General features: G+C 67.5%; 20 protein-coding genes. 12 read left to right on the plus strand and 8 right to left on the minus strand.

Going from position 1 to position 20,903, the window contains the following annotated elements:
• The first annotated feature begins 123 nt into the window (after window positions 1–123).
• Window positions 124–2,319 (plus strand): AsmA family protein, encoded by a 2,196-nt coding sequence (locus tag EGM87_RS15225; protein ID WP_137709657.1) that lies wholly within the window; start codon window positions 124–126, stop codon window positions 2,317–2,319.
• Window positions 2,320–2,435: 116 nt separating this feature from the next.
• On the opposite strand, the gene hisN is transcribed toward EGM87_RS15225, so the two are convergent.
• Window positions 2,436–3,221: a histidinol-phosphatase gene (gene hisN, locus EGM87_RS15230; RefSeq protein WP_025548235.1), complete on the minus strand. Its 786-nt coding sequence runs from the start codon at window positions 3,219–3,221 to the stop codon at window positions 2,436–2,438.
• 127 nt (window positions 3,222–3,348) lie between these two features.
• Here hisN and EGM87_RS15235 point away from each other — a divergent pair, with 127 nt between their 5' ends.
• Together EGM87_RS15235 and EGM87_RS15240 are read left to right on the plus strand one after the other, a co-directional pair.
• Complete coding sequence (locus EGM87_RS15235; protein ID WP_061939878.1) at window positions 3,349–3,777, plus strand: VOC family protein; 429 nt, start codon at window positions 3,349–3,351, stop codon at window positions 3,775–3,777.
• A gap of 54 nt (window positions 3,778–3,831) precedes the next feature.
• On the plus strand, window positions 3,832–4,068 hold the full coding sequence (locus tag EGM87_RS15240) for a hypothetical protein (RefSeq protein WP_048576373.1): 237 nt from the start codon (window positions 3,832–3,834) through the stop codon (window positions 4,066–4,068).
• A gap of 93 nt (window positions 4,069–4,161) precedes the next feature.
• Here the strand turns inward: EGM87_RS15240 and EGM87_RS15245 are convergent, their stop codons facing one another.
• Complete coding sequence (locus EGM87_RS15245; protein WP_025548240.1) at window positions 4,162–5,097, minus strand: ribose-phosphate pyrophosphokinase; 936 nt, start codon at window positions 5,095–5,097, stop codon at window positions 4,162–4,164.
• A gap of 131 nt (window positions 5,098–5,228) precedes the next feature.
• Between EGM87_RS15245 and EGM87_RS15250 the strand changes: the two genes are divergently transcribed.
• Window positions 5,229–6,890 (plus strand): NAD+ synthase, encoded by a 1,662-nt coding sequence (locus tag EGM87_RS15250; protein WP_137709656.1) that lies wholly within the window; start codon window positions 5,229–5,231, stop codon window positions 6,888–6,890.
• 5 nt (window positions 6,891–6,895) lie between these two features.
• Entirely contained in the window at window positions 6,896–8,224 is a 1,329-nt protein-coding gene (gltX, locus tag EGM87_RS15255) for a glutamate--tRNA ligase (protein WP_137709655.1), read from the plus strand.
• Between the two features lie 159 nt (window positions 8,225–8,383).
• Here the strand turns inward: gltX and EGM87_RS15260 are convergent, their stop codons facing one another.
• From EGM87_RS15260 to hemC, 4 genes are all read right to left on the minus strand, one after another.
• Window positions 8,384–9,133, minus strand: coding sequence for an esterase/lipase family protein (locus EGM87_RS15260; protein WP_137709654.1), 750 nt, complete (start codon window positions 9,131–9,133; stop codon window positions 8,384–8,386).
• Window positions 9,134–9,256: 123 nt separating this feature from the next.
• Entirely contained in the window at window positions 9,257–10,141 is an 885-nt protein-coding gene (locus EGM87_RS15265; protein ID WP_025548244.1) for a hypothetical protein, read from the minus strand.
• Window positions 10,142–10,151: 10 nt separating this feature from the next.
• A complete protein-coding gene (locus EGM87_RS15270; protein WP_137709653.1) occupies window positions 10,152–10,820 on the minus strand; it encodes a uroporphyrinogen-III synthase in 669 nt (222 codons plus the stop codon).
• Window positions 10,817–11,755: a hydroxymethylbilane synthase gene (gene hemC, locus EGM87_RS15275; RefSeq protein WP_137709652.1), complete on the minus strand. Its 939-nt coding sequence runs from the start codon at window positions 11,753–11,755 to the stop codon at window positions 10,817–10,819. Before hemC ends, EGM87_RS15270 begins: the two co-directional genes overlap by 4 nt.
• Window positions 11,756–11,800: 45 nt before the next feature.
• Between hemC and tsaD the strand changes: the two genes are divergently transcribed.
• From tsaD to EGM87_RS15290, 3 genes are all read left to right on the plus strand, one after another.
• On the plus strand, window positions 11,801–12,835 hold the full coding sequence (tsaD, locus tag EGM87_RS15280) for a tRNA (adenosine(37)-N6)-threonylcarbamoyltransferase complex transferase subunit TsaD (protein ID WP_025548249.1): 1,035 nt from the start codon (window positions 11,801–11,803) through the stop codon (window positions 12,833–12,835).
• On the plus strand, window positions 12,832–13,818 hold the full coding sequence (locus EGM87_RS15285; protein WP_137709651.1) for an NAD(P)H-dependent glycerol-3-phosphate dehydrogenase: 987 nt from the start codon (window positions 12,832–12,834) through the stop codon (window positions 13,816–13,818). The genes tsaD and EGM87_RS15285 overlap by 4 nt, the downstream gene beginning before the upstream one ends.
• Window positions 13,819–13,881: 63 nt before the next feature.
• Window positions 13,882–15,402: a lipopolysaccharide biosynthesis protein gene (locus EGM87_RS15290; RefSeq protein ID WP_410483098.1), complete on the plus strand. Its 1,521-nt coding sequence runs from the start codon at window positions 13,882–13,884 to the stop codon at window positions 15,400–15,402.
• A 39-nt stretch (window positions 15,403–15,441) separates the two neighbouring features.
• On the opposite strand, the gene EGM87_RS15295 is transcribed toward EGM87_RS15290, so the two are convergent.
• Window positions 15,442–16,443 (minus strand): adenosine kinase, encoded by a 1,002-nt coding sequence (locus tag EGM87_RS15295; RefSeq protein ID WP_044661192.1) that lies wholly within the window; start codon window positions 16,441–16,443, stop codon window positions 15,442–15,444.
• A 110-nt stretch (window positions 16,444–16,553) separates the two neighbouring features.
• Here EGM87_RS15295 and EGM87_RS15300 point away from each other — a divergent pair, with 110 nt between their 5' ends.
• Both EGM87_RS15300 and EGM87_RS15305 read left to right on the plus strand, forming a co-directional pair.
• Window positions 16,554–17,234 (plus strand): EI24 domain-containing protein, encoded by a 681-nt coding sequence (locus tag EGM87_RS15300; protein ID WP_137709649.1) that lies wholly within the window; start codon window positions 16,554–16,556, stop codon window positions 17,232–17,234.
• Window positions 17,231–17,605: a hypothetical protein gene (locus EGM87_RS15305; RefSeq protein ID WP_025548253.1), complete on the plus strand. Its 375-nt coding sequence runs from the start codon at window positions 17,231–17,233 to the stop codon at window positions 17,603–17,605. The genes EGM87_RS15300 and EGM87_RS15305 overlap by 4 nt, the downstream gene beginning before the upstream one ends.
• 73 nt (window positions 17,606–17,678) lie before the next feature.
• Here EGM87_RS15305 and queG read toward each other — a convergent pair whose 3' ends face one another.
• Window positions 17,679–18,701 (minus strand): tRNA epoxyqueuosine(34) reductase QueG, encoded by a 1,023-nt coding sequence (gene queG / locus EGM87_RS15310; protein WP_137709648.1) that lies wholly within the window; start codon window positions 18,699–18,701, stop codon window positions 17,679–17,681.
• A gap of 43 nt (window positions 18,702–18,744) precedes the next feature.
• Here queG and EGM87_RS15315 point away from each other — a divergent pair, with 43 nt between their 5' ends.
• Both EGM87_RS15315 and EGM87_RS15320 read left to right on the plus strand, forming a co-directional pair.
• Window positions 18,745–19,701, plus strand: a complete 957-nt coding sequence (locus EGM87_RS15315) for an ABC transporter ATP-binding protein (protein WP_137709736.1) — start codon at window positions 18,745–18,747, stop codon at window positions 19,699–19,701.
• Complete coding sequence (locus tag EGM87_RS15320; RefSeq protein WP_137709647.1) at window positions 19,698–20,888, plus strand: ABC transporter permease; 1,191 nt, start codon at window positions 19,698–19,700, stop codon at window positions 20,886–20,888. Before EGM87_RS15315 ends, EGM87_RS15320 begins: the two co-directional genes overlap by 4 nt.
• The last annotated feature ends 15 nt before the right edge of the window (window positions 20,889–20,903 follow it).

A 20,903-nucleotide genomic window follows, 5' to 3' on the forward strand; every position in this document is an offset into this window, starting at 1 on the left:
AGCCACGGCAGCCCTAGTTAGCCGGGCGGTCCTTCCAAATATCGCGAAGGGCGGCCCATAGTCGGAAGCATCCCCGAACGCAAGCGATTCGGACCCAAAAAGGCGGATCGGCGTTGAACCGCCATGGCCGACGCCGATCCCCTCCGGCCGGACATGCCGGCAAGCCCCGATCGGCCGGATAGGCCGACAAGCGAAATGCCGCGCCCCCGCGGCACGGGCCATTATGTCCAGCGCGCCAGAGGGGGCTGGCGAAGGCTCCCCCTGCCGGTGCGCATCCTGCTCTGGATCGTCGGCATTCTCTTCGCGCTCTGGCTCATGCTCTTCATCACCAAGGGCCGCTTCCTCAAGCATCCCTTCGAACGGATGCTCGGCAACCGCCTTGAACGCCCCGTGCGCGTCGGCGGCGACTTCCAGCTCTATTTCGACCCCATCACGATCAAGTTCCGCGCCGAGCATATGGCCGTCGCCAATACGCCCTGGGCCAGCCGGCCCGCCTTTTTCCGCGCCGATCTGATCGATAGCCGGATCGCGCCCCTCAGCCTTCTCTTCGGGGACAAGTACAAGGTCCGCTGGCTCGAACTGCGCAATGCCGCCGCCGATCTGGAATGGTCGCGCGACGGCAGGAGCAACACATGGACCTTCGGCGATCCCGGCAGGAAGGGCGAACCGCTCAACCTGCCGTTGATCCGCCGCGCCCTCCTGGCCGGTACGACGCTGCGCTATCGCGACCCCCGCATGCAGCTTGACGCCGACATCGGATTCGAGACGGTGAAGGCGCAGGACACCCGCTTTGCCAGCGACGTGCGCTTTTCCGGCACCGGCACGATGCGGGGCCGCCCCTTCAGGCTGCGCGGCGGCCTGCTCTCGCCCAACCAGACGGTGACGGGCGGCCGGAACAGGCTTGCCCTCCGGGCCGAGGCTGGCGCGACCGTGCTGGAGGTCAGCGGCACGCTTCCCGGCGCGACCGAGATCGAGGGGGCGGACCTGCGCCTGCTCACCCATGGCCCCAATCTTGCGCGGCTGTTCGACTTCCTGGGCGTCGCCATTCCCGAAACGCGCGCCTATCGCTTCACCTCCGCGCTGACCAAGGCTGGCGAGGAGTGGCGGTTCACCCATCTCAAGGGCCGTTTCGGCGACAGCGACCTGGCGGGGCGCATGACCGTGTCTCTGCCCGACGATCGCCTGCTGCTGAAGGCCGACCTCGCCACCCAAAGCCTCGACATCGTCGATGTCGGCCCCTTCATCGGCTATGACCCCCAGCGGCTGGAGAGGCAAGGCAAGGCGGGCGCGATCCAGACGGTGGGCGGCACGCCGCGCGTCCTGCCCGACGCGCCGCTGCGAGTGGAGGCGCTGCGCAATTTCGATGCGCGCGTCCGCTATGACGTCCGCCGGGTCCGCGCCGACAATCTGCCGGTGTCCAATATCGGCCTGACGCTCTCGCTCGACCGCAGCCTGCTCAGGCTGTCGCCGCTGACATTCGACATGTCGGGCGGTCATGTCAGTTCCGACATCAGCATCAATGCCCGGACAGAACCCGTTCGCACCAGCTACGACATCCGACTGTCGCCCACGCCTATGGGCAAGCTGCTTTCCCGCTGGGGCGTGGAGGAATCCGGCACCACCGGCACGATCAAGGCGCGCGTCCAGATGACCGGCCTCGGCAACACGCTGCACGATTCGCTCAGCACGTCCAACGGTCGCATCGCCGTGATCCTACCGGCGGGCTCCATGTGGGCGCGCAACGTCCAACTGGCGGAACTCGACATCGGCACCTTCATCACCAAGATGTTCCAGAAGAAGCTGAAGGACCCGGTGGAGATCAATTGCGGCCTGATCGCCTTCACCGTGCGCAACGGCGTGGCCGCCGCCGATCCGATCATCATCGACACGCGCAAGAATGTGATGCTGGGCCGGGGCGGCTTCTCCTTCCGCAACGAAAGCCTGGACCTCGCCTTCCGCGCCGACGGCAAGAAGTTCAGCCTCTTCTCGGGTCAGTCGCCTGTCGGCATCACCGGATATTTCGCCAGGCCGGGCATCGACGTGATCAGCCCCGAACTGGTCGCGCGCGGCGGCGCGGCTGCGGCGCTCGGCATAGCCGCAACGCCGCTTGCCTCGGTGCTTGCCTTCGTCGATGTCGGGGATGCGAAGAGCGCCGCCTGCGGTCCGGTCCTTGCCGGCGCGACGGCCGCCGCCCAGCGCACCAAGGGCGGCAAGCCCCGCGACGATGTCGGCCGCGGCACCACGGCCAAGGATGAAGCCGGCAAGGGCAATGCCCGCGGAAATAAGAGCCAGAAGAAGAAATTCCTGGGCATCTTCTGATGCACTGGCGCCCTGCACCAATCGCGGGGTGCTGAGCGGCGACAGGCTAATTTCCCAGCTAACAGATCGCCGTCTGGGCTGGACGAGTAATACACCCTGCTGAAATAATTAGCGCCCTAATGACCCTCATGCCCTTCGGCCAACGCCTCCAGCACGTCATCCAGCCGCGCGGCGTCGCCCAGCGCTATCACCTGACCGTCGCTGTCATGCGTGAGCGGTTCGCCGGTCCAGTCGCACATCCGCCCGCCCGCGCCCTCCACCACCGGCACCAGTGCCGCCAGATCGTGCAACTTGAGACCCGCCTCGACCACGATGTCGACATGACCCGACGCGACCAGCCCATAATTATAGCAGTCCCCGCCCCAGACGGTGTCGCGGCACTGCCCCGCAAGGCGTGAGAAATGCTCGCCGCTGCAGCCCGGGAAAAGCTGCGGCGCGGTGGAGGCCAGGATCGCCTCGTCCAGGGCGCGGCAGGCGCGGGTGGTCACCGGCTTTCCGTTGAAGGTCGTCGGCTGCCCCATCATTCCCGCCCAGCGTTCCTCCGCAATGGGCTGGTCGATGATCCCGACGGTCGGCCAACCCGCCTGGGTCAGCGCGATCAGCGTGCCGAAGATCGGCCGCCCGGCGATGAAGCTGCGCGTGCCGTCGATGGGATCGAGGATCCATACCCGTTCCGCATCCTCGCGGCTCGCGCCATATTCCTCCCCGATGATGCCGTCCTGCGGCCGTTCCTTCTCCAGGATCGCGCGGATCGCTGCTTCCGCGGCCCTGTCCGCCTCCGTCACGGGGGACTTGTCGGATTTGAATTCCATGTCGTAGCGCGCGCGGAAAAAGGGGCGGATCGCCGCGCGGGCGGCGTCGGCAAGGCGGTTGGCAAGGGCCAGATCGTCGCGGGTCGTCATGCCATGGGCCTAGAGCATTTTCCCGCCTGGCGGAACGGTCGACCGCCGTGAAAATGCAAAGGGCTGTCGCGACGGGCGGAGTTAAAGGATAGGCTGGGCCTCTCCGATTCCCTGAAGGAGGGATGTGATGCCCGGTTCCCCCGTCATCCCCGGCCTGCGCTATGCCGATGCGCCCGCCGCCATCCGGTTTCTCTGCCGGGCTTTTGGTTTCGAAGTGCAGGCCAGCTACGAAGATGCGGACGACCCGCACATCGTCCATCATGCCCAGCTGGTGCTGGGGGAGGGCATGGTCATGCTGGGCAGCGTCCGCGACGGAGCGACGGAATCGCTCTATAGCTGGAGCACGCCCAGGGAACTGGGCGGCGTCACCACCTGCATCTATGTGGTCGTGCCCGACGCCGACGCCCACTGCCTTCACGCACGGAATGAAGGCGCCGTCGTGGTCAGCGAGCCGCACGACAATGACGGCTATCCCGGTCGCGGCTATGAAGCGCTCGATCCGGAAGGCAATGTCTGGAGCTTCGGCACTTACGACCCCTGGGCGCATTCCGCCTAAACTTCTGCCGGTTCGCGCCGTCCTATCCTTCGACATGTCTCGAAGGAGTTGCTGGTGGCGCTGGTCGGCTGGATTGTAAGTTTCATGGCCCTGTTCGGAGGGCTGGCGCTGTGGCAGGATCTGCCGGTCGACGGCTCGCCCGCATTGGCCAACATCCTGTTCATGCTGGCCCTGCTGACCTGCCCCTGGTTGTGGCGCGACAAGCCGCTCGGCATTTCACTCAGCCAGCGCATCTTCCTGGCGATGGCGCTGGTTTGCAGCCTGCCGTTGCTGTTGTTTCCGCGCAACTGAGCAAAGTCGCGCCGCGCGACTTTGCCGAACGGACATGAAAAAGGCTGCCGATGGGATCATCGGCAGCCTTTTTTCGACTTCCTCGCGGCGATCTCAGTCGAACAGGCTGGAAACGGAGCTTTCGTCCGCGATGCGCTTGATCGCCTCGCCCAACAGGGGAGCGATCGGCAGATGGCGGATGCTCTTCGCGCCGCAGACCGCATCCGTACCCTGGATCGAGTCGGTGATGACCAGTTCCTTGAGTTCCGACGCCTCGACCCGCGCCACCGCGCCGCCCGACAGCACGCCATGGCTGACATAGGCGGCCACCTCCTCAGCCCCCGCCGCCTTGAGCGCGGCTGCGGCGTTGCAGAGCGTGCCCGCCGAATCGACGATGTCGTCGATCAGCACGCAGAAGCGGCCCTTCACGTCGCCGATGATGTTCATGACCTCCGATTCGCCCGCGCGCTCGCGCCGCTTGTCGACGATGGCGAGGGGGGCGTTGTCCAGCCGCTTGGCAAGGGCGCGGGCGCGCACCACGCCGCCCACGTCCGGCGACACGACCATCAGGTTGCGGTCGCCGAAGCGCGCCTGGATGTCGGCCGACATGACCGGCGCGCCGAACAGATTGTCGGTCGGAATGTCGAAGAAGCCCTGGATCTGCCCGGCGTGCAGGTCCACCGACAGCACGCGGTTGGCGCCTGCGGTGGTGATGAGATTGGCGACCAGCTTGGCTGAGATCGGCGTGCGGGGGCCGGGCTTCCGATCCTGCCGGGCATAGCCGAAATAGGGGACCACCGCCGTGATTCGCTTGGCCGACGCGCGCTTCAGCGCGTCGATCATGATCAGCAGCTCCATCAGATTGTCGTTCGTCGGATAGCTGGTCGACTGGATCACGAACACGTCCTCGCCGCGGACATTCTCGTGAATTTCCACGAAAACCTCTTCGTCGGCGAAGCGGCGGACGCTCGCGTCGGTCAGGGGAATCTCGATATAGTCGGCGATGGCGGCCGCGAGCGGCTTGTTGGAATTGCCGGTCATGAGCTTCATGGCCAAACCCCTAGAACTAAATGGCGTGACAAATTGGTGACGCTGTCGGAACGCGGCCCCTTTAGCGGCGGAGGCCCCTCCTGAAAAGGCGCTTTTGCGCGCTGCTGCAAAATGCTCTAGGGGCGCGGACCATGACCGACAAACTCGTGATAGCCCTGGCCCAGATGACGCAGTCGGTGGGCGACTTGTCCGCCAATGCCGACGCGATGCTGGAATGGCGTGGGCGGGCGATGGAAGCGGACCTCATCGTCTATCCCGAACTGCAACTGATCGGCTATCCGCCCGAGGATCTGGTGCTGAAGCCCGCGCTGGTGGACCGGGCCAATCATGAGCTGGACCGGCTGGCGCAGGCGACCGCCGACGGCGGCCCCGCCATGCTGGTGGGCACGGTCGTGGCGTCGCAAGGCGTCCTGTTCAACGTCGTCGCCCTGCTGGAGAATGGCGCGGTCACCGCCATCCGGCAGAAGCGGGAACTGCCCAATTACGGCACCTTCGACGAAAAGCGCCTGTTCGCCCCCGGTCCGCTGCCCGCGCCCCTCGACTTCCGGGGCGTTCGCATCGGCGTCCCGATCTGCGAGGACATCTGGTTTCCCTTCGTCACCGCCCATTTGCGGGCGGAAGGCGCGGAAATCCTGATCAGCCCCAACGGCTCCCCGTTCGAGGTCGACAAGGACGACCGCCGCATCAACGCCGTCGCCGGGACCCGGGTTCGTGAAACCGGCCTGCCGCTCGTCTATCTGAACCGCGTTGGCGGGCAGGACGAACTGGTGTTCGACGGCGCCTCCTTCGTCATGAACGGCGACCTCAGCCTGGCGCACCAGCTTCCCGACTGGGAAGAGGCGCTGGTCCTGACGCACTGGGAAAAATGGGAAGGCCAGTGGGTCTGCCTTCCCGGCGAGCGTCACGCGCTCGATGATCGCCCCGCCGACATCTACAACGCCATGGTCCTGGGCCTGCGCGACTATGTGAATGGGAACCGCTTTCCCGGAGTCGTGCTTGGCCTGTCGGGCGGCATCGACTCGGCCCTTTCCGCTGCCGTCGCGGTGGACGCGTTGGGCGCCGACCGGGTGTGGTGCGTGATGATGCCATCGCGCTTCACCAGCCGGGAAAGCCTGGACGATGCCATCGAATGCGCCCGCCTGCTGGGCGTCCGCTACGACAGCATCCCCATCGAACCCGCGGTGGAGGCTTTCGATGCGATGCTGGCCGACGTCTTCGCCGGCCGCCAGCGCGACCTGACGGAGGAGAATATCCAGTCCCGCATCCGGGGCGTGACGCTGATGGGCCTGTCCAACAAATTCGGCCATATGCTGCTCACCACCGGCAACAAGAGCGAGATGTCGGTCGGCTATGCCACCATCTATGGCGACATGGCGGGCGGCTATTCGGTGCTGAAGGACGCCTATAAGACGACGGTGTTCGACCTTTGCCGCTGGCGCAACGAGAATGTCCCGTCGCTGGGCGAGGGGTTCGGCCCCCATGGCCCCGTCATGCCCGAGCGCGTCATCACCAAGCCGCCCAGCGCCGAATTGCGCGACAACCAGAAGGACGAGGACAGCCTGCCCCCCTATGAGGTGCTGGACCCCATCCTCTACGGTTTGGTGGAGGAGGAACTGTCGGTCGAGCAACTGGTCGCCCGCGGATTCGAACGCGACACGGTCGCCCGTATCGAACGGCTGCTCTATGTCGCGGAATATAAGCGCCGCCAGTCGCCCCCGGGCGTCAAGCTTGGCATCCGCAATTTCGGCCGCGACCGCCGCTACCCGATCACCAACGCCTTCCGCACGCTGTAAACCGCATGACAGTCATCACCCGCTTCGCTCCGTCGCCCACCGGCAACCTCCATGTCGGCAATATCCGCGCCGCGCTGCACAACTGGCTGTTCGCGCGCAAATATGGCGGCCAGTTCCTGCTGCGCCTCGACGACACCGATCTCGAACGCTCGCGCCCCGAATATGCCGACGGCATCAAGGCGGACCTGATCTGGCTCGGCCTGCATTGGGACGGGGAGGAGAAGCAGTCCGACCGCTTCGCCCTCTATGAGGAAAAGTTCGAAGCGCTCAAGGCGTCGGGCCATGTCTATCCGGCCTATGAAACCGCGCAGGAACTGGACCTGCGCCGCAAGGTGCTGCTGGGTCGTGGCCTGCCGCCGGTCTATGACCGGGCGGCGCTGGCCCTGAGCGCGGACCAGATTGCGGCCTATGAAGCCGAAGGGCGTCGGCCGCACTGGCGCTTCAGACTGGATCATGACCTGCCCATCGGCTGGACCGACCTGATCCGCGGCGACCAGCGCTTCGACCCGAAACTATTGTCCGATCCCGTGATCCGCCGCGCCGATGGAAGCTGGCTCTATATGCTGCCGTCGGTGATCGACGACATCGCCATGGGCGTCACCCATGTTCTGCGCGGGGAAGACCATGTGTCCAACACCGCGACGCAGATCCAGATGTTCGCGGCGCTGGGCGCGACACTGCCCGCCTTTGCCCATGAAGCGCTGCTGACCGGGAGCGAGGGCAAGCTTTCCAAGCGTCTGGGATCGCTTGGCGTCGCGCATTTTCGCGAGAGCGGTCTTGAACCGATGGCCATCGCCTCCCTGCTGGCGCGGCTGGGCAGTTCCATGCCGGTGGAACCCTTTACGGACCTGCAACCGCTGATCGACAGCTTCGACTTCGCCCATTTCGGCCGTGCGCCAGCGCGCTTCGATGAAGGGGAACTGGCGAGCCTCAACCAGAAGATCGTCCACCTGCTGCCCTATGCGGCTGTTGCCGATCGTTTGCCCCAGGGCATGGACGAAGCGGCCTGGGACGCCATCCGCCCGAATCTGGAAACCGTGGCGGGGGCGGCTGACTGGTGGCGGATCGTCACCGGCCCGATCGACGCGCCACTCCCGACGGACGAAGATCGCGACTTCCTGGCCCTGGCGCATGCCCGGCTGGCGGAGGCGAGCTTCGATGCCGCCATCTGGCGAACCCTGACCGAAGCGCTGAAGACGGAAACCGGCCGCAAGGGCAAGGCGCTGTTCCTGCCGCTACGCCGGGCACTGACCGGACTGGACCATGGACCGGACATGGGCCAGCTCCTGCCGCTGATCGGGCGGGAAGAAGCCTTGGCGCGTCTGTCGGTCTGATCGGGAGATTTGGCGAGGAGCGGACCAGAAGACCGTTCGGGCCGAGCTTGTCGAAGCCCTTTATGCCTGTTTTTGCGCCACAGTCCCAAGCAAGACCGGTGGGAGAAAGCAGGCCTGTCAGCTCTCCACCCGGGCCACTATCCCGGCGCTCCGAAAGCCCTACCGCCGCATAAGCTCCAGCGCCCGGCCCACGGCCAAAATTCCTTCCGGCGCGGCTGCGAAGCCCATGTGTGTGCAGTCGACCTCGATTGCCCGATCCCGCTCGCCGACGCGCCCCTTGGCGCATTGGGGCAGTATCACGCCATCCCGACGCGACCAGAGCGCCACGGTCGGCACCGGCGGTTTTTCCTCGCGCCGGCAGGTGAAGGGCGGTCGGTCGACGGGAAATCCGGAAACGAGCTGGTAGAGCCGCCACGCATGATTGGCGCGGGGATCGCCGGAAAAGGGCGTACCCATCGTCACGACGCCGCCGACCTTATGCGTGGCGAATTTGGCATATTCCCGCGCGAACAGCCCGCCCAGGCTCCAGCCCACCAGAGTGACGGGCGCTCCGGTCTCACGCCTTATGGCATCCACCCGGCGGTCGATCTGTTCCAGACTGTCCGGCTTGGGTCCGAAATTGCGGCCCATGCCCCAGCCATGCGCCTCATAACCCGCCGCGTTCAGCGCGGCGCGTAAAGGCTCCATACGCTGCTCGCTTGCGAGCAGGCCCGGGATCAGCAGGACCTGCCGTCCGTCGCCATGGATGGCCCGCGCCAGTTGGGCGGCCTGCGCCCGTGTCCGCGCCAGATCGAAAGGCACCGATGCATTGCCCAACAGGTGCTGGAGCGACGGCCGCTCGGCCGCGCGAGGTCCGCTGGCCAGGCGGCTCTTCCAGAAACTGGCAATGGCGTCGGCATAGGGCGGCACGAAAATGTCTTTCCTTCTTCCAACAGGAAAAATGACATTCTCATGACACAGGCTCCCGAGTCCATGGAGATTTGTCCACGGGCATGAACGGTTCGCCGTTTGTGACAGTGGCTTATGGAAGGATCAGGGCGCCAATGGAGAGGTCTGCGCCACCGGCGCGCCGTCGGCCGCCCGCAACTGGCGCGGCTCCAATATCGCGGCCGTTTCGATCAGGTCCAGCGCCCGCCGCGCTTCCATGTAGCGCCGCGCATATTGCATCCAGCGGTCGGCCGCCGCGCGCCCCGGCATCTGCTCCACCTCGGCCAGAGCCGCGCCGACCTGCGATCCGTCCAGATAGCGCAGCGCCCGGTCCAGCGCTGCCTGCGGCCGGGGAGAGGGGGTGGACGCCCGGTGAATGGTGATGATCTCCCGCGCCTCATGTTCCAGCGCTTCCCACCAGCTCGCGTCGGCGGGCGGGACGGTGACCCGGTCGGCCAGGGCCGTCAGCCCGGCGCGCAGGTCGGCCAGCGTCACCGGTTCCCGCGCGGCGTTGATGATGGTCGCCACCGCGCGCGGCTGCGCCTGTCCGAAACGAAGGCGCAACTGGCCTTCGATATAGCCGAGCGGCGTCCCGCTATCGAGCGCCCGCCGCGCCGCGAAGGCGACCAGCAGGCCCTCCGCGCGGGCCGCATTGCCCGACGCCGCCTGCGCCTCCACCGTGATGCGGTTGAGCCGTTCCTCCAGTTGCACGACGCGCGCGTCCAGCATCTGCCCGGCATCGGCGGACAGTGGCCGCATCGGCACGCCCGGCGCGGCGGCATTCAGCAACGGATCGCTCAGCACCGACGGCCGTTGCGGTGCATTCCACCGCTGGATGCGCGGCAGGGCGAGGACGGTCAGCACGACCCCGACCGCAAAGGCGAGCAAGACCAGCAGCACCAGCAGCCAGGATCCGCGTCGCGCCGGGGGCGGCGCCGCTACGCCGCCGGACGGGCCATCCGTGTCGCTCATCAAGGGCTTTTCTTCCATATGAGGCGAATCATTCGCATAATCGGACGGCAAGGGCCAGCATCCTCTCATCATCGGGCTTATCGGGCGCCTGAGCGCTGGCCCATCCGGTGCCGCAGGCGACCAGCGCCGCAGGGCTGATGGCGATCAGGTGGAGTGATCTGCGCAGCCCCGGACCCACATGGCGCGCCAGCAATTCGCCGGCACGCGGGGAGTGGACCAGAAGGACGCTGCCAGCCTCCAGCCGCTTCGCCCATCCCTCATCGCCGGTCCGCAGCATTTCATAGACGACGACCCGCTCGATCCGCAGCGCGCCCGCGTCGATCGGCGCCACCGTCCGCCCCGCCAGATGCAGCACATCGCCATGCCCGTCCGCCGCGATCCGCCGCGCAATGGCGGTGCCGTCGCCATCCCCGGCGACGACATCTGCGAATCCGGCTTCCTCCAGCGCCTTCGCCGTCGCCTGTCCGACCGCATAGACGGGCAACTTCCGATAGCGGGCCAGCCCTTCCCCTGCCAGCCGGGCCGCATTGGCACTGGTCAGCAACAGGGCGTCGAATTTTTCCGGGGCAGGGGCCTCCCATTGCAGCGCCCGGGGCGCGAATAGCGGAAAGACCCGCGTTTTCAGCCCTAGTTCCGCCGCCCGCGCCGCGGTCTTGCCCGCCCCCGGTTCAGGCCGCAGGATGACGAGGGGCCTCACGTCTCGAACAAAGCCCGCAGCGTCGGACCGGCCCTGTCCAGCAAAGCGCGTCCCATCCTTTCCGCGGCGGCGGCATCGTCCCGCCCGATCCGCAGCGCATCGCTGACCGTCTCCTGCCCGTCGGGGCTGATGATCTCGGCCCGCAGATGGACCCGCCCATGCTCCAGCCGGGCCAGCGCCGCAATGGGCGAATGGCAGGTGCCGCCGAGCCCGGCCAGCACCGCGCGCTCCGCCATCACGCAATCGAAGGTGTCGGCGTCGCTGATCGACGCCAGCAGATCGAGCACCGCTTCATTGTCGCTCAGCGTCTCGATGCCCACGGCGCCCTGGGACGGCGCGGGCAGCATGACCTCGACGGGGATGGTGACGCCCACATCGCCCTGGCCCAGCCGGTCGAGCCCGGCCGCCGCCAGCAGGGTGGCATGCGCCTCCCCCCTTTCCAGCTTGGCGAGCCGCGTCGCGACATTGCCGCGGAACAGGATGACCTCCGCGTCGGGCCGAAGCCGCCTGACCTGCGCCGCCCGGCGCGGCGAGCTGGTGCCCACCAGCGGCCTTTCGGGGAGCGCCGCGAAACTGTCCGCGCCCACAAGGCGGTCGCGCACATCGGCGCGGGGCAGCATGGCGGCGATGCGGATTTCGGCGGGCCGGATCGTCTCCACATCCTTCATCGAATGGACGGCGAAATCGATTTCGCCACTGGCCAGCGCGCGGTCCAGCTCCTTGGTCCAAAGCGCCTTGCCGCCGATTTCCGCGAGCGCCCGGTCCTGAATGCGGTCGCCGCTGGTCTGCACCACGACGATCTCGACCGCGCCCTCGTCCCAGCCGTGGCGCGCCCGCAGCGCCGCCACCGTCATATGGGCCTGCGCCAGCGCGAGCGGGGAGCCACGCGTGCCAAGGCGAAGGGGCGTGTGGGGCGGACGGGAAGGCTTTTGCATGATCCCGCTTGCTCTAATGATCGCGGGCATTAGATGGAAGCGGCAATGACGATCATCCTCGGCCTGGAATCAAGCTGCGACGAAACCGCGGCGGCGCTGGTGACGGCGGAGGGCAAGATCCTGGCCCACCGCCTCGCCACGCAGGAGGAGGCGCATCGCCCCTATGGCGGCGTCGTCCCGGAAATCGCCGCCCGCGCCCATGTCGAGGCGCTTTCGCCCTTGATAGAGGCGGCGCTGAAGGACGCCGACCTTACGCTTGGCGATGTGGACGTGATCGCCGCCACCGCCGGCCCCGGCCTGATCGGCGGCGTGATGGTCGGCCTCGTCACCGGCAAGGCGCTTGCCCATGCCGCGAACAAGCCCCTGATCGCGGTCAACCATCTGGAAGGCCATGCCCTTTCGCCGCGCCTGGCCGATCCGACGCTGCAATTCCCCTATCTGCTGCTGCTGGTGTCGGGCGGCCATTGCCAGTTGCTGCATGTGCGGGGGCCGGGCGACTATGCCCGCCTGGCCACCACCATCGATGACGCCAGCGGCGAGGCCTTCGACAAGACCGCCAAGCTGCTCGGACTGGGCTATCCCGGTGGACCGGCGGTGGAGAAGGCCGCCGCCGATGGCAATTCGAGGGCCGTTCCCCTGCCACGCCCGCTGGTCGGCACCGCCGAGCCGCATTTCTCCTTCGCCGGCCTCAAGAGCGCGGTCATGCGCGCGGCCCAGTCCGGCCGATATTCGACCGAGGACATCGCCGCCAGCTTCCAGCAGGCCGTCATCGACTGCCTGATCGACCGCACCGAGCGGCAGTTGGCGGGCCTTCAGGACATCACCGCCCTCGTCGTCGCGGGGGGCGTCGCCGCCAACCAGTCGATCCGCGCCGCGTTGGAAGCGCTCGCCGCAAAGCACGATCTGCCCTTTGTCGCGCCGCCGCTCTGGCTCTGCACGGACAATGCGGCGATGATCGCATGGGCCGGGGCGGAACGCTATGCGGCGGGCCTGATCGACGACCTCACGGTCCCGGCGCGCCCGCGCTGGCCGCTGGACCCCGGCGCGGAAAAGGCGCGCGGCGCAGGAGTGAAAGCATGAAGGCTCCCTCCCTGAAGGCAGGCGTCATCGGAGCAGGCGCCTGGGGCACCGCGCTGGCTCAGACGCTGGCGGCGGACGGGCGGCATGTCCGCCTCTGGGCGCTGGAACCCGAAGTCGTGGCGGCGGTCAACGGCGACCGCCAGAACCCGCTCTACCTGCCCAATATCCCGCTCAGCGCATCGATCGAGGCGACCGGCGACATGGCCGCCATGGCCGACCGCGATCTGCTGCTGATCGTCAGCCCTGCCCAGCATCTGCGCACCGTCGTGGCGCAGGCGCCGGCGGGCACGCCGCTCGTCCTCTGTTCCAAGGGGATCGAGGCGGGCACCAGCCTGCTGATGTCCGAGGTGGCGATGGAAGCGCAGCCGACCTCGCCCATCGCCGTCCTTTCGGGGCCGACCTTCGCGCATGAGGTCGCCAGGGGCCTGCCCACCGCGATCACCCTCGCCTGCGCCGACGCCGCTCTTGCCGCGAAGATCGCGGGCCGCATCGCGCGCCCTGCCTTCCGCCCCTATCTGTCCGACGATGTCGTCGGCGCGGAGATTGGCGGGGCGGTGAAGAACGTCCTCGCCATCGCCTGCGGCGTCGCGGAGGGCGCGGGCCTGGGCCTCAATGCCCGCGCCTCGCTGATCAGCCGGGGCTTTGCCGAAATGACCCGCTTCGGTCTGGCCAGGGGCGCCCGCGCCGAAACGCTGGCTGGACTTTCCGGACTGGGCGATCTCGTCCTTACCTGTTCCTCGACCAACAGCCGCAACTTCTCGCTCGGCAAGGGGCTGGGGGAGGGGCGGGCTGCCAGCGACCTGCTGGCCAACCGCCGGACCATCGCGGAAGGGGCCTTTACCGCGCCCGTGCTGCGGGAAGCCGCCCGCGCCGCCCATGTCGAAATGCCCGTGGTCGAGGCGGTCTGCGCCCTGCTGGAAGATGCCGCGCCGCTCGCCCAGGTGATGGATGCGCTGCTCGCCCGTCCGCTGCGCGCCGAATAAATTCATCGCCCTATCATCATTTGTTGCTACAGTCCGGCTCCACAAAATGACGCGACAGCATTGATGTCACAGGGGGATCATAATTCTTTGGCGGCTGAAGGGGCCTCTCCCGCGCAGCAGGACGATATTGCGGCGCTCGCCAAGGGTGGACGGACCAATGTGTTCGGTTTCCTGCTCCGCCTCGCGGCGCGCCTGCCGTTCCTGTTCATCGCCGGCCGCTGGTATGGCGCCGACGCGCTGGGCCGCTTCGCCTATGCGGTGCTGGTGGTGGAGTTCGTCGCCCAGCTCGCGACGCTCGGCCTGAAACGCGGCCTTGCGGGCGCGCTCGCCCAGACCGAGCGGCCGCACAGCCATGTCGTGACCGACGCCATGGTGGTGACGCTGATCGCCTCCCTGATCGGCAGCGCGCTCCTGGTCGCCTTCCCCCAGGCCATGTTCCCGAACAGCGGCATCAACGGCCTCGACCGCCTGCTCGCCCTGATCGTGATTGCGGTCGCCGGGTCCGACGTGGCGCTGGCCGCCTGCGCCTACCGCTTCGACATCGGCGCCACGGTGCGGGCCCGGTCCATCATCGAACCTTGGGCGATCAGCATCGGCGCCTTCGGCTTCGCTTATTATTCGACCCGCGACGGCCTGATCCTCTCCTATGTGGTCTCGATGATCGCCGCGCTGGTCGCCTCGATCATTCCGATGACCCGCCATTACAGCATTCCCTATGGCTGGCGTCCGGATTTCGGACGGCTGTGGCGGCTGGCGCGCCGCAATCTGCCGCTGGCGGCGGCGGACGGCGTGGAATGGGGGTCGCGCCGGCTGGACATGGCGATCCTCGGCCTGTTCGTCAGCCCCGCCGTGGTCGGCATCTATTATGTGGCGCAACAGGTCGCCTCCCTGCCCCAGAAACTGAAGACCAGCTTCGACCCGATCCTGGGCCCGGTCATCACCCGCAATCTTTCGGAGGGCAATCTCACCGCCATAGCGCGGCAGGTGAGCCAGGTCGGCTTCTGGATCATCGCGGCGCAGGCGGGCATCGCGCTTGCGCTCGGCATTCCGGGCGAAGCGGTGATGGGGCTGGTCGGTCCGCATTTCGTCGGCGGAACGGGCGCGCTCGCCTTCCTGCTGCTGGCCGAAGTCGTGGCGGCGACCGCCGTGGTCAGCGAATCGGCGCTGGTCTATATCGCGCGGCACCGCAATCTGATGATCTCGCTGCTGATGATCGGGCTTCAGGCGGCGCTCAGCTTCGCTCTGATCTTCGTGGCGCGGCGCCTGGGCCTGCACGACATGGCCATCGCCGCCGCGCCGGCGCTGGCGCTCAGCATAGCGCTGGGCGTCAGTGCGCTGGTCAAGGCGCGCCTGCTGTCGAACCTGCTGGGCGCCAGGGTCAACGCCTGGCGCTGGCCGTTGCTCAGCGCTTCCGGCGTCGCCTGCATCGTTGGCGCGGCTTTCGTCGCATTGCCACCTCATTTCGAGTGGGTGGAGCTTGTCTTCGGCGTCTTCACCATCCTCGGCGTCTACGGCTTCGTCATCTGGCGCTGGGGGTTCGGCCCCGACGACCGCGCGCTGTTCCGGAAGCAGAAGGCGGCCTGACGCAAAGGAAAAGGCCGGACTTTCGCCCGGCCTCTCATCTTACCCCAGCGTCTTCGCCCGGATCGCCTTCAGGTCGTCCTCCGGCCGCGCGCCCCAGTGGGAGATTACTTCGGCCGCCGCCGCCGCCCCCAGCTTCAGGCACTTCTCGACCTCCAGTCCCTCCAGATGGCCCGCCAGGAAACCCGCCGCGAACAGGTCGCCCGCACCGGTCGTGTCGATCACTTCGGCCACCGGCGCCGCATGCGCTTCGTACCGCACGCCGTCGACCATGGCGATCGCGCCCTTTTCGCTGCGGGTCGAGACCAGCACCGGCACTTTCGCGGCGATGGCGGCCACGGCGGCGTCGAAATCATGCACCCCGGCCAGCGACTGGATTTCGCCTTCATTGGAGAAGAGGATGTCGATCAGCCCCTGGTCGATCAGGTCGATGAAGTCGGCGCGATGGCGGTCGATCACGAAATTGTCCGACAGGGTGAAGGCGACCTTCCGCCCCGCGCCCCGCGCCGCGTCGATGGCGGCGCGCATCGCCGCGCGCGGCTGCTCCGGATCCCAGAGATAGCCTTCGAGATAGAGGATGGACGCGGAGCGGATAAGGTCCAGGTCCAGCGCCGTCTCGGGCAGGAACTGCGACGCCCCCAGGAAGGTGTTCATCGTCCGCTGCGCATCGGGCGTCACCAGGATCAGGCAGCGGGCCGTCGGCACGTCGCCCTGCATCGCCGGCGTATCGTAGCGTATGCCGAGCGCGCGCACGTCATGGGCGAAGACGGCGCCCAACTGGTCGTCATTGACCTGCCCGATGAAGCCGCATTTCTTGCCCAGCGCGGCCAGCCCCGCCAGCGTGTTCGCCGCCGATCCGCCGCTGATCTCCTTGCCCGCGCCCATGTCGGCATAAAGGCTTTCCGCCGTTTCCGCGTCGATCAGCTGCATGCCGCCCTTGGTCAGGGCATGTTCGGCCAGGAAAGCGTCGTCGCTCCGGGCGAGCACGTCGACAATGGCATTGCCGATGGCGACAACATCAAGCGTGGGGGCAGCAGCGGTCACGCAAAATCCTTCGTGAATAAGGGGAAAAATCCCGCCGTCTCTACCGATCCGGGGCGCGCTGCGCAACGGCGCTGATTGACGCTGCGCGCCAGGGCGGGAATAGCGGTGTCATGGTCCTTGCCGCCGTCCTTCGCGCATTCCCTTCCATCTTCCACGGTGCCGCCCTCCGGCTGCTGTTCAGAACGCTGCTCCTGACCCTGCTCGCCTTCGCGGTCCTCGCCGCCGCCTTGTGGACCGGCATCCACGCCGCCCGCCTGCATTATGGCTGGCTGCCGGGCGCGGGCTGGGGCGGGCTGGCGGAGGCGACCGCGACCGCCATCGGCGTGATCGCCGCGGGCTGGCTGCTGTTCCGCGCCACCGCCATGGCGATCATGAGCCTGTTTGCCGACGACATCGTCATTGCCGTAGAACGGGACAGCTACCCCGCGGCGGCAGCCCGCGCCCGGCCGGTCGGCTGGGGCCGCAGCCTTCGTTTCGCGCTGCGCTCCATCCTGCGGACCGTCGGCTGGAACCTGCTTGCCCTGCCGGCCTATCTGCTGCTGCTGGCGACCGGCATCGGCACGCTGGGCCTGTTCCTGATCCTGAACGCCGCCCTGCTTGGCCGGGACATGGCCGACATGGTCGAGCCCCGCCATCCCGACCTGCCGCCGATCCCGCGCGGCAGCCGGTGGCTCATGGGCCTCGCTTCGGCGCTGATCTTCCTCGTGCCGCTGCTCAACCTGCTTGCACCGATCTGGAGCGCGGCTATGGCGGTCCACATGCTGCACGGTGCCCGAAGGAACATGCCATGACCCGTCCTCATCCGGCGCTCGTCCTGGCTTCGCTCTTGACCCTCGCGGCTTGCGGAGGTGTCGTGCCGCCGCCCGCGACCCAGATCGCCCGTCCGCCCGCCGGTCCCCCGGCCAGCGCCTTCACCCGCCCCGGTCCGCTGATCGGATCGGACGCGAAGCAGCTCATGCACCTGTTCGGCCAACCCCGGCTCGACATTCGCGAAAGCACCATGCGCAAGCTGCAATTCGCCAATGGCCGCTGCGTGCTGGACGCCTATCTCTACCTGCCGCCGCAGGGGAAGGAGCCGCTCGTCACCCATGTCGATGCGCGTACGCCCACGGGCACGGACGTCGACCCCGCAAGTTGCTCTGCCGCCTTGCAGGCGAAATGATCTTTTCGATGGGAGAGGGAGGTGCTCCCGCGGAAGGCGGGAGCCCCGTTCATGCGCTTGAACAGGACAAGCGCTAGGCCAGCCGCTCCAGCGCCCAGCGAGCCGCCTCCGCCACCACCGGATCGTCATCCGCCACCAGCGCCCGCAACCGGTCCGCCAACCGCCTGTCACCACTGTTCCCCGCCGCGATGGCGGCATTGCGCACCATCCGGTTCCGTCCGATCCGCTTGATGGAGGAGCCTGAGAAAATCTCGCGAAAGCCCGCATCGTCCAGCGCCAGCAGGTCGCCCAGTTCCGGGGCCGCCAGCTCCGCCCGCCCGACAAAGGCGCGGTTCGCCGCTGCCGCGTCCGCGAACTTGTTCCAGGGACAGACGGCCAGACAATCGTCGCAGCCATAGATGCGATTGCCGATCCCGGCTCGAAACTCCTCCGGTATCGGTCCCTTATGCTCGATGGTCAGGTAGGAAATGCACCGGCGCGCGTCGACCATATAAGGCGCAGGAAAGGCGTCGGTGGGGCAGGCCGCCTGACAGGCGGTGCAACTGCCGCAATGGTCCTTCTCCGGCGCATCGGGCGCCAGCGCGATCTCGCTGTAGATCGCCCCCAGGAACAGCCAGCTTCCATGCGCACGGCTGACGAGATTGCTGTGCTTCCCCTGCCAGCCCAGGCCCGCGGCCTCGGCCAGCGGCTTTTCCATCACCGGGGCGGTATCGACAAAGACCTTGAGCGCGCCGGGATGCTGCTCAACCAGCCAGCGGGCGAGGGACTTCAACCCCTTCTTGACCACGTCATGATAGTCGCGCCCCTGCGCATAGACCGAAATCCGCCCCCGGTCCGGCACATCCGCCAGCGCCAGCGGATCGCGCCCCGGCGCATAGCTCATCCCCAGCATGACGACGCTGCGCACGTCCGGCCAGAGCCCTTGCGGCGATCCGCGCTGCCCGGCGCGCTCCTCCATCCACAGCATCTCGCCATGATGCCCGGCGTCCAGCCATTGCCGCAGCCTTTCGGCCGAACGCGGCGCCGCATTGGCGGGCGCAATGGCGCAGGCCGCGAAGCCCAGCCGCAACGCTTCGGCCTTAAGCCGCTGTTCCAAGGTTTCGTTTTGCGTTGGCATGCGATGCGACTATCAGAGGCCGATGATCGGGGCTCCTCAACCGACCTATGCCGTCGAAGGGCGTGGTCTTGTCAAGACATTCGGTGATTTCCGGGCGGTGGACGGCATCGACATCGCGGTGCCCGCCGGGTCGATCTACGGCATTCTGGGCCCCAATGGCGCGGGCAAGACGACGATGCTGCGCACGCTGCTCGGCATCATCGATCCCGATGAGGGGCATCGCAGCCTGCTGGGCGATCTCGCGCCGCTGCGCCAGGCGCGCAATGTCGGCTATCTGCCGGAGGAACGCGGCCTCTATCCTTCGATGAAGGCGTTCGAGGCCATCGCCTTCATGGGCGCGCTGCGTGGCCTGCCGCTCAGGATCGGGCGGGAACGCGCCCGCGCCATGCTGGCGGACTATGGCATGGGCGCCTCCGCCGAAAAGCCGATCCGCCAATTGTCGAAGGGCATGGCCCAGACCGTGCAGCTTTTCGGCACCATCGTTCACGAACCGCGCCTGATCGTGCTGGACGAACCCTTTTCCGGCCTCGACGCCTTCAACCAGGGCAAGCTGGAGGCGCTGATCCGGGATCAGGCCCGGCGCGGCGTCACGGTGCTGTTCTCCACTCATGTCATCGCCCATGCCGAACGGCTGTGCGAGCGGGTCGCCATCGTCGCGGGCGGCCGCGTCCGTTTCGAGGGCACGGTGGACGACGCCCGCAACCGGCTGCGCCCGCAGGTGCGCCTGCGCACCCGCGCCAGCGATGGCGGCTGGCGCCGCGCCCTGCCCGCCGAAACCATGGCGCAGGATGGAACCTGGCATTTCGCCCTGCCGCAGGAGGGCATAGAACCGCTGCTGCGCGCCCTGCTCGACGGCAATGCCGGGATAGAAAGCCTGTCGATCGAACGCCCCGGCCTGCACGACGCCTTCGTCGCCATTGCGGGCGAGGCGGCCGCCCGGCAGATGCAGGACGACCAGCAGAGGGAGGAAGCGGCATGACCGAATTGATGCGCGCCGCCTTCGTCATCGCCCGGCGGGATTTCACCGCCGTGGTGCTGTCGCGCACCTTCATCTTCTTCCTGCTGGGGCCGCTGTTCCCGATCGTCATCGGCATGGCGTTCGGCGGGCTGGGCGACAAGATTTCGACCACCGACCTGCGTCCGGTCGTCGGCGTCGCCATGTCCTCCGCCGATGCGGCGCGGATGGAGCGCGCCCATGCCCGGCTGGCGGAGCGCATGGGGCCGCAAGCGCTGCCGGCGCTGCGCCGCGTGCCGCTGTCTCCCGCGCCCCGCGTTCAGTTGGCCGGGACGAATGCGGACGTCATGGTGATCGTGTCGGGATCGCCCGCCCGGCCGGTGATGACCGGCCAGCCGCAGGACATCCGGCGGCTGGAAGGGGACATCAGCCTGCTCGCCAGCGCCGCCGTGGCCGAAAAGTCGCTGCACATGGTCCAGGTGGAGGCGCAACAGGTCGCCACCAGCGTCGGCGCGCAGACCCAGGGCAGGCTGGTGATCGGCCGGATCGCGCAGATCGTCGTCTTCTTCCTCACCATCCTGCTCGCGGGCATGATCCTGTCCAATCTGGTCGAGGAAAAGACCAACAAGATCATAGAAATCCTCGCCGCCGCCGTGCCGGTCGACGCGATCTTCCTGGGCAAGCTGATGGCGATGCTGGCGATGAGCTTCGTCGGCATCCTCTTCTGGGGCGGGACCGCCTTCTGCGTGTTCCTGGCGCTGAAGACCCCTGGCGTCAGCCTGCCGGAGCCCGCCATCGGCTGGCCCCTCTTCCTGATGCTGGCCGTCATCTATTTCGCCATGGCCTATACGCTGCTCGGTTCCCTCTTCCTGGGCATCGGCGCGCAGGCGGCGACCGTGCGGGAGGTGCAGACGCTCAACATGCCCGTGACCATGGGGCAGATGCTGATCTTCTTCTTCGCCACCTATGCCGTCGACAAGATGGGATCGCCGCCGGAGGTCGCGGCGGTGATCCTGCCCTTCTCCTCCCCGTTCGCCATGATCGCCCGCGCGGCGCAGGTGGACACGCTCTGGCCCCATCTCCTGGCCATAGGCTGGCAGATGCTCTGGGTCGGCCTCATCATCCGCATCGGCGTGCTGCTGTTCCGCCGCCATGTGCTGAAATCGGGCGGCGGCTGGTGGAAGCAGCTGTTCAGAAGCGCGACAGGCTGACCCTGCTATGGCGGG

Origin of the sequence: Sphingobium sp. RSMS (assembly GCF_005406185.4) — a bacterium.
Taxonomy (GTDB): Bacteria; Pseudomonadota; Alphaproteobacteria; order Sphingomonadales; family Sphingomonadaceae; genus Sphingobium; species Sphingobium fuliginis.

What these genes read in the sequence shown, in the direction of transcription:
- EGM87_RS15225 (WP_137709657.1), top strand. Translation starts at nt 124, where the DNA reads ATGGCCGACGCCGATCCCCTCCGGCCGGACATGCCGGCAAGCCCCGAT.
- hisN (WP_025548235.1), bottom strand. Translation starts at nt 3,221, where the DNA reads ATGACGACCCGCGACGATCTGGCCCTTGCCAACCGCCTTGCCGACGCC.
- EGM87_RS15235 (WP_061939878.1), top strand. Translation starts at nt 3,349, where the DNA reads ATGCCCGGTTCCCCCGTCATCCCCGGCCTGCGCTATGCCGATGCGCCC.
- EGM87_RS15245 (WP_025548240.1), bottom strand. Translation starts at nt 5,097, where the DNA reads ATGAAGCTCATGACCGGCAATTCCAACAAGCCGCTCGCGGCCGCCATC.
- EGM87_RS15250 (WP_137709656.1), top strand. Translation starts at nt 5,229, where the DNA reads ATGACCGACAAACTCGTGATAGCCCTGGCCCAGATGACGCAGTCGGTG.
- gltX (WP_137709655.1), top strand. Translation starts at nt 6,896, where the DNA reads ATGACAGTCATCACCCGCTTCGCTCCGTCGCCCACCGGCAACCTCCAT.
- EGM87_RS15265 (WP_025548244.1), bottom strand. Translation starts at nt 10,141, where the DNA reads ATGGAAGAAAAGCCCTTGATGAGCGACACGGATGGCCCGTCCGGCGGC.
- hemC (WP_137709652.1), bottom strand. Translation starts at nt 11,755, where the DNA reads ATGCAAAAGCCTTCCCGTCCGCCCCACACGCCCCTTCGCCTTGGCACG.
- tsaD (WP_025548249.1), top strand. Translation starts at nt 11,801, where the DNA reads ATGACGATCATCCTCGGCCTGGAATCAAGCTGCGACGAAACCGCGGCG.
- EGM87_RS15285 (WP_137709651.1), top strand. Translation starts at nt 12,832, where the DNA reads ATGAAGGCTCCCTCCCTGAAGGCAGGCGTCATCGGAGCAGGCGCCTGG.
- EGM87_RS15290 (WP_410483098.1), top strand. Translation starts at nt 13,882, where the DNA reads ATGTCACAGGGGGATCATAATTCTTTGGCGGCTGAAGGGGCCTCTCCC.
- EGM87_RS15300 (WP_137709649.1), top strand. Translation starts at nt 16,554, where the DNA reads ATGGTCCTTGCCGCCGTCCTTCGCGCATTCCCTTCCATCTTCCACGGT.
- EGM87_RS15305 (WP_025548253.1), top strand. Translation starts at nt 17,231, where the DNA reads ATGACCCGTCCTCATCCGGCGCTCGTCCTGGCTTCGCTCTTGACCCTC.
- EGM87_RS15315 (WP_137709736.1), top strand. Translation starts at nt 18,745, where the DNA reads ATGATCGGGGCTCCTCAACCGACCTATGCCGTCGAAGGGCGTGGTCTT.
- EGM87_RS15320 (WP_137709647.1), top strand. Translation starts at nt 19,698, where the DNA reads ATGACCGAATTGATGCGCGCCGCCTTCGTCATCGCCCGGCGGGATTTC.